Here is a 6,212-nt window from a genome sequence, read left to right on the forward strand (position 1 = left end):
CACTGTAACGTCTAATTACTTTGTCATTTTTATACATAATGTTTAAAATTATGTAGCCTTTATTCCGGACAAGTCAAAATTGCTTACAACGGTCTTGTGTATGAAACGTAGCGTATAAATAAACGCTAACTTTTCGGATTTAGCACGAGCCGAATTTTTGATTTTTATGTTTAATTTTCCTTTTCTAAATATACAAAATTAAAAATTTGGCGTACTTTGTAAATAAGCAAAAACCTCTCGGAAAGCCTATAATAGCTATGTTTTATACACGTTGTTGGCAATAGTTATTTCAATTCATTCATAAAGTTTCTTGCGAAATCTAGAATTTCATCGTCAACTTCTTGCATTGTTTTGTAATTGTTTATATCAAAATATTTTCTGAATCCAATCCAACTAATTTCATCAATATCCTCTTCGTTCTGTTTTGGAAAATTGTTTATATAGTTAATTTCCACTAATTTTTGTTTAATTGATAAATATGCTTCTTTTCCCTTTTTGGCTGGATTCCAAAAGTGTAGAAATGCAGAACCATTTTTTTCAAATACTATGTCAATTTTGAAATTGTTATCATTTTCAAAGAAGTTTTCATATAAAATATGATTTTCTCTGTAGCGATAAGTTTTTTTAAATGGTTTAAAGTCCTCAATTTCTTTAACTAATTTATCCATTCTGTATTCAGGGATTTTATCAGAAAGTTCTTTTAGTTTATCAATTTGTTCGATTATTTTTTTATCACTTGCTAATTTATAAAAATCATCTAATAATTCTGTTTCCATACTTTTATAACCTAAAAATGTTAATAGTTTTTTATATTGAATAATTAATGATGTGTTTTCTATGTTTTTAGATATTCCAATTGAAGGAATAAGCCAACCACTAACTATATCATTTGATTTGTTGCTAAAAGCTCCAATATTAAAAACATCTGCGCCATTTTTCATTGTCGGTGCAAATTTTAAACCTCTCAAACTTAAATAAACTATACCAACTACTTCTAAACCTCTGTCTTTGCACCAAATAAAGTATCTATCTAATTGGTCAACCATATCAGGTGCATTATTTATTTTATTTTCGAAGATAATTGCTTTTTTAGAATTATAATCTAGTATTGATATATCCAATCTTCCCGATTCTCGATAGACTTCCGCATTCTTGAAATCATTAAGGTTTATTTCGTTTAAAGAATATTTGTTGTGTAAAAATTCAAGAAACATTTTTAAGTAAATATTACCTTCATTATGTAATCCACTTGGATTTAATAGACTGTAAATTATATCACTATGAAAATCTTCTAATTGTGTTCCTAATTTTGATATTGAAAAGATGTTATATTCGTATAAGTCTTTGTCAGTTCCAATTGTATCAAAATCACTTATGATATTTTTCAATTCTTGGTTTTGTAGTAAAGACAATGTATTCAAGTTCATATTTTTTTTCGTGATGCTTGGTTTTAATTATTGCCAACGTTTATGTATATGGAAAGTTGCGTGTTTGAATGCGAGGATTTTCCGAAGGAAAATCAGAAGCTAGCAAACAAAGCAACTCACATTGGTTAAGCTAAAACTAGCAATTTTTTATATACTGTGTTGTAAAACGTTTTTTTCTATTCTTTAAATTATACAAATTTGAATCCATTGTTTTTCAATTGGCTGTGTAAATAACCTATTTATTAAAGGCAAACTTGATTTCCAAACTTTTAAGCTGTCTTGATTTTTAAATTCAATTGAATATTTGCCTCTTTCCGGAATGTCAAGTGTCATAATTTTTTTTGCCTTTTCCCCATATTCATATGATTGCACTCGCCATTGCGTAATTTTTGGATTAATGACTTTACCAGTTTTCATATTTGTTAGAGAGAAAGTAAAATTTTCGACTACAACATCCCAACCACCGAGAACATAAACGCCAAAAATACCAGTATGAAGTTCAATTTCGACACCAGATTCAATTATTCTGATTGGTTTAATCATATTTTTCTTTCTGTTATTTCCGAATGAAACATTTTTAATATTCTATTTCCTAAATCCGATGGTTCACAGTGAGCTGAAATCGTACTTGTCAATTCAATTTCGATTGGTAAATTCATTACGGTTTCAATTCTTAACGAACTGTTCCAATCTGTAATTCCACGAATTGAAATTCTGCGATATTTTTCCTCAAAGCCACGACCACTTTTTTCTTTACTTGCTTTGAGAGCAGGCCAGTCGGATTTTTTACCCATTCCTTCTTTTTTTTCTTTAATATCGAATTTGTTGAAATTCCGTTTAATTGCTTCTCCAATAATTTCGGTTGAAGAATTCAAGTCAATTATTTCGCAATCTTTTTGTTCGTAATGATAACCAGCTTTTGGTTCTTTAGAAATAGGTGCAATGATGATTTCAGAGTGCTTTTCCGAAATATAAACTGTAACTGATTTAATGACTTTTAATTCAGGTTCAGGTGCTTTAAATGTTATGCTCCGTATTTTCATTCAAATGTTTTACAACGTTTATGTATAAGAATAGTTGCGGGTTTGTATGCGAGGATTTTCCGAAGGAAAATCAGACGTTACAAACACGCAACGACCTTTGATTAAGCACTAAACCGCAATTATTTTTATACGGTGTTGTATGCAGTTATTTTATTCTGGCTTTTGATTTAACAGCCTTAATTCTTTAAATTCATTCAAAAGTTTTTTATTATCAATTTCGTGATTTTTCTGTATCAATTCTTTTGGTAAAACTTTCATTCCAATTAAATCTTCAGCTCTTGTTTTTATTATATGAGTATATTCTTGAGCCTCTTTTTCTGTTATAACACCTTCTTCTAATTTTGTTAGAATCTCTTTTCTTATTGTCAAACTTTCGAGTAAAGCATCGTTCCCTTGTTTCGACTTATACTGCTTATGACTAATAACAAAATCCCAGATTTCTTTAAAAATCAAGAAGAGAGATTTAGCAGTTTCAATTCCAGTTTTTAAACCAATATTAGAATTGCTTCCCGAATCAAGTAAAATAATTTCAACAGGATGTTCATCTTCTTTTTCGTTGTCTGTTTCTTCTTCTGATTCAGATATTTTATCTACAAGAGTAGCTAATTCGTTAAGCAATGATAAAATTTTAATGTATAATTCGATATCCTTGGATTCTTCCTCATTTATAACCTCAAATATTAAAATCCCATTTTGAAGAGATTGCTCGTTTGATTCAGAATAAGAGCTTTTCAATAACAAATCTTTTGAAATCTTAAGGACAGATGTAATTGTTAAATGAAATTTATAAAAAGCCAAACAAGGCTTTATTTTAAAAAGGTTTCCAATTTGTTGAGTGCTCAAATAACCTGTTAATGCAGATAAATTAGTTTCAGAATATATTTCTTCTGAATCTAATTCTTTTAATATTTCGACAATATCATTATCTCTTATTAATTGGTCATATCTGCTTTTGGATGTAAACAATATTGGTTTTAAATTTCCAAATGCATAATTGGCTGTAGGTTGATTAATGGCTGATTCGAAATGGACAAGTATTTCTTGACTAAATAAATTTTCAGAGATTTTTTCAAGATTTTTTACAAAGTCAAATTTTTGCATATATGTTTGTTTTTAATTGCATACAACGGTTTAGTGTATGAAAAGTGCGGGTTTGTGTCAGAGGATTTTCGGAACGAAAATCGGAAGAAAGCAAACACGCACTTTCTATTGGTTAAGCACTAAAATAAGCATTTTTTATACACAGTGTTAGCAAACGTATTTTTTATCAGAAGCTAAATTCCGCAACAACAATTCTTTTATGAAAATAGTTGTTAAAATCAGGATTTAAGCTCAAAAGTCCGTCGACAATCATTGTGTTTTGCAGTATTCCAGCAGATTCGCGAACACTCAAATATTTTTTTATTAAAGAATCCGAATCTTTTATTTCATAAAGTGCAGTCATATAATTGCCAAAATTATTTTCCTTTAACGAGGTTGTGTCTTTGTCATAGATTTCATTTCGTAGTCCGCTTTTATAATATTCGGCGTGAGTTCTTTTGGATTGAAAGTCAAATTTTTTCCAGTCAGTTATCGTGTCCGATTTTATATCAATTAAATATTGTCGATAACCTTTTTCGGTTGTCAAATTCGGATATATTTTTGTTAAATTTTTTTCAAAGTCAGAAACAAGAGAGTCAAAAGCATTTGTTTGTCTTTCTCCAAACATTTTTTCAAATTCCGTAATTCGGCTGTCCGTTTGTTTTTGAGAACAACTAAATATTAAAATCAGAACTAGAACTAAATGGAATTTCTGCATTTCGTTTATATGTTTGCTAACGTTTATGTATAAGATTAGTGGCGTGTTTAAGCACCTAATTTAGTAAACAGATACATGCCAGAGAAAATTCCGCAGGAATTTTCCAAGTAGGCTAGAACTAGCCATTAATTTTATACGGTGTTACAAATAGTACTTTATCAATCGCAGCTATTATTGTAATAATTGATGATTGCATACACATCACTTTTTTTTAAATCTTTGTTTTCAATTTTCTCAATTAAGCTTGTGCAGTCTTTTAAAATCTCTAAATGTTTCTTTTTTATTTTAGTCCCAACCCTTATTAGTTTATCTTTTACAAGAATGTGATAAATTGTTGCAGAACCACCTCCAAAAGTCATTCCAGTTCCTCCACCAGCAAAACCATTTGGTATTGTATGACCAGGATTATATACTTCATTACTATATAAAGAAATTTTTCCCTTTAACTTTTCTTTTAATAATATTGGTGGAAACCCTTCTTGATTATTTATATATCTATATTTTTCACCACCCGTATCAAATCCTGTAATTTGTTTATGGTCATAATTGGTAGCCTCAGAATCTATTGTGTTTTTAAATTTAACTCCACCAAATGTTTTGATTTTTATTAAACCTTTTATTTCTGTTGAGTCTTTTAAATAAATAGTTCCTTCATCAGATTGTGCATTGACAAATAAAAATGATAGAATGGCAAAAAGGGTAAGTGTTTTTTTCATATTTTTTAGTCATTAATGTTTTTGATAATTAAATTATTTTCATCGAACCAAATACCATTTTTGTATGTTACAGCACCTAATTCTGAATGGTAAAACACATTACCTAATTCAGAGTTTTGTTCTATTCCAGCAACATAATCAGGGACACAAACTCCATTATCAAGTTGAGTATATCCTTCATCACAGGGGTCAGTATCACAACTTATTAGAGATATGCCTGTTATAAAAACAGCTAATAATAAATTCTTTTTTTTCATTTTATTGGGTTTTTTGGTATTATTTGTAACGTTTATGTATATGGAAAGTTGCGTGTTTGTGAGCGAGGATTTTCCGAAGGAAAATCAGAAGCTAGCAAACGAGCAACTAACTTTTGTTTAGGATAAAACTAGCAATTTTTTATATACTGTGTTGGCATTAGTTTTGTCTTTTATCATTAACAGCCACATTCTCCATAAATCTTCGTTTCAATAATTTCTCCTTCATTCGATTTCAAAGTCAATTTACCTTTGTGTTGCCAAGTCTCGTCAATTCGCCCAATTTGGAGTGTCTCAATTATGAATTCAAAATTTTCATTTGTCCAAGTTTTTCTTGAATCGTTCGAGGAAGTTAATGTGTCCGATTTTGTCAACTTAAATCTTTCAAGTTTTCCATTTATCTTCATATATGCCAAGTCTCCATAGTTGTCCATGTATATATATTCTTCTTTTTCAAATTCATCTTTGCTTTTAGAGGAATAACATGAACATCCGTCAATTTCATCTGGCCAATTTTCAATTACTTGAATTTGTAGTCCATTGGTCTCGGAAACAGACTCCTTTAAATTCTTTTTCATTTCGTTGCTTTTCGAATTTGGTGAGTTATTGCAACCAAAAAATAGAATTACTGTCAATATGAGTAATGTGATGTTCTTCATTTTTTTAATTAATGCCAACGTTTATGTATAAGGAAAGTTGCGTGTTTGTGTGCGAGGATTTTCCGAAGGAAAATCAGAAGCTAGCAAACGAGCAACTAACATTGGTTAAGCTAAAACTAGCAATTTTTTTTATACGGTGTTGCCTTTAGTTGTTTTTTAAATTTCCGCAATTCATTCGGTTTTCTTATAGTTTTCTGAATTTAGAATATCTCTAATTGTCATTTTTTGGGGATAACTCATTTTGTAAGCTTCCCCTATAACCGAACTGTTTAAAAGTGTAAAATAATTATTAATTTTAAACAGTATTATGAGAAA

At 29.4% G+C, this 6,212-nt stretch carries 8 protein-coding genes; all 8 read right to left on the minus strand.

Translation table 11 applies throughout. The annotated features are described in order from the left end of the window. Positions 1 to 284: 284 nt before the first annotated feature. Positions 285 to 1,427, minus strand: coding sequence for a PD-(D/E)XK nuclease family protein (locus tag Q5N74_RS18700; protein ID WP_304390521.1), 1,143 nt, complete (start codon positions 1,425 to 1,427; stop codon positions 285 to 287). Positions 1,428 to 1,610: 183 nt separating this feature from the next. Then, positions 1,611 to 1,970: a hypothetical protein gene (locus Q5N74_RS18705; RefSeq protein WP_304390522.1), complete on the minus strand. Its 360-nt coding sequence runs from the start codon at positions 1,968 to 1,970 to the stop codon at positions 1,611 to 1,613. Further along, a complete protein-coding gene (locus Q5N74_RS18710; RefSeq protein WP_304390523.1) occupies positions 1,967 to 2,470 on the minus strand; it encodes a hypothetical protein in 504 nt (167 codons plus the stop codon). Before Q5N74_RS18710 ends, Q5N74_RS18705 begins: the two co-directional genes overlap by 4 nt. 150 nt (positions 2,471 to 2,620) lie before the next feature. Beyond that, entirely contained in the window at positions 2,621 to 3,571 is a 951-nt protein-coding gene (locus Q5N74_RS18715; RefSeq protein ID WP_304390524.1) for a hypothetical protein, read from the minus strand. A 166-nt stretch (positions 3,572 to 3,737) separates the two neighbouring features. Continuing rightward, positions 3,738 to 4,268 (minus strand): hypothetical protein, encoded by a 531-nt coding sequence (locus Q5N74_RS18720; protein WP_304390525.1) that lies wholly within the window; start codon positions 4,266 to 4,268, stop codon positions 3,738 to 3,740. 158 nt (positions 4,269 to 4,426) lie between these two features. Further along, positions 4,427 to 4,984, minus strand: coding sequence for a hypothetical protein (locus Q5N74_RS18725; protein ID WP_257289930.1), 558 nt, complete (start codon positions 4,982 to 4,984; stop codon positions 4,427 to 4,429). Positions 4,985 to 4,989: 5 nt separating this feature from the next. Beyond that, complete coding sequence (locus Q5N74_RS18730) at positions 4,990 to 5,241, minus strand: hypothetical protein (protein WP_304390526.1); 252 nt, start codon at positions 5,239 to 5,241, stop codon at positions 4,990 to 4,992. A 176-nt stretch (positions 5,242 to 5,417) separates the two neighbouring features. After that, entirely contained in the window at positions 5,418 to 5,897 is a 480-nt protein-coding gene (locus tag Q5N74_RS18735) for a hypothetical protein (protein WP_304390527.1), read from the minus strand. Positions 5,898 to 6,212 lie beyond the last annotated feature (315 nt).

Source organism: Mariniflexile sp. AS56 (assembly GCF_030552475.1).
Classification (GTDB): Bacteria; Bacteroidota; Bacteroidia; order Flavobacteriales; family Flavobacteriaceae; genus Mariniflexile.

Bases quoted from the DNA above. Each gene is read 5' to 3' on its own strand.
- Q5N74_RS18700 (WP_304390521.1), bottom strand. From the start codon at position 1,427: ATGAACTTGAATACATTGTCTTTACTACAAAACCAAGAATTGAAAAAT.
- Q5N74_RS18705 (WP_304390522.1), bottom strand. From the start codon at position 1,970: ATGATTAAACCAATCAGAATAATTGAATCTGGTGTCGAAATTGAACTT.
- Q5N74_RS18710 (WP_304390523.1), bottom strand. From the start codon at position 2,470: ATGAAAATACGGAGCATAACATTTAAAGCACCTGAACCTGAATTAAAA.
- Q5N74_RS18715 (WP_304390524.1), bottom strand. From the start codon at position 3,571: ATGCAAAAATTTGACTTTGTAAAAAATCTTGAAAAAATCTCTGAAAAT.
- Q5N74_RS18720 (WP_304390525.1), bottom strand. From the start codon at position 4,268: ATGCAGAAATTCCATTTAGTTCTAGTTCTGATTTTAATATTTAGTTGT.
- Q5N74_RS18725 (WP_257289930.1), bottom strand. From the start codon at position 4,984: ATGAAAAAAACACTTACCCTTTTTGCCATTCTATCATTTTTATTTGTC.
- Q5N74_RS18730 (WP_304390526.1), bottom strand. From the start codon at position 5,241: ATGAAAAAAAAGAATTTATTATTAGCTGTTTTTATAACAGGCATATCT.
- Q5N74_RS18735 (WP_304390527.1), bottom strand. From the start codon at position 5,897: ATGAAGAACATCACATTACTCATATTGACAGTAATTCTATTTTTTGGT.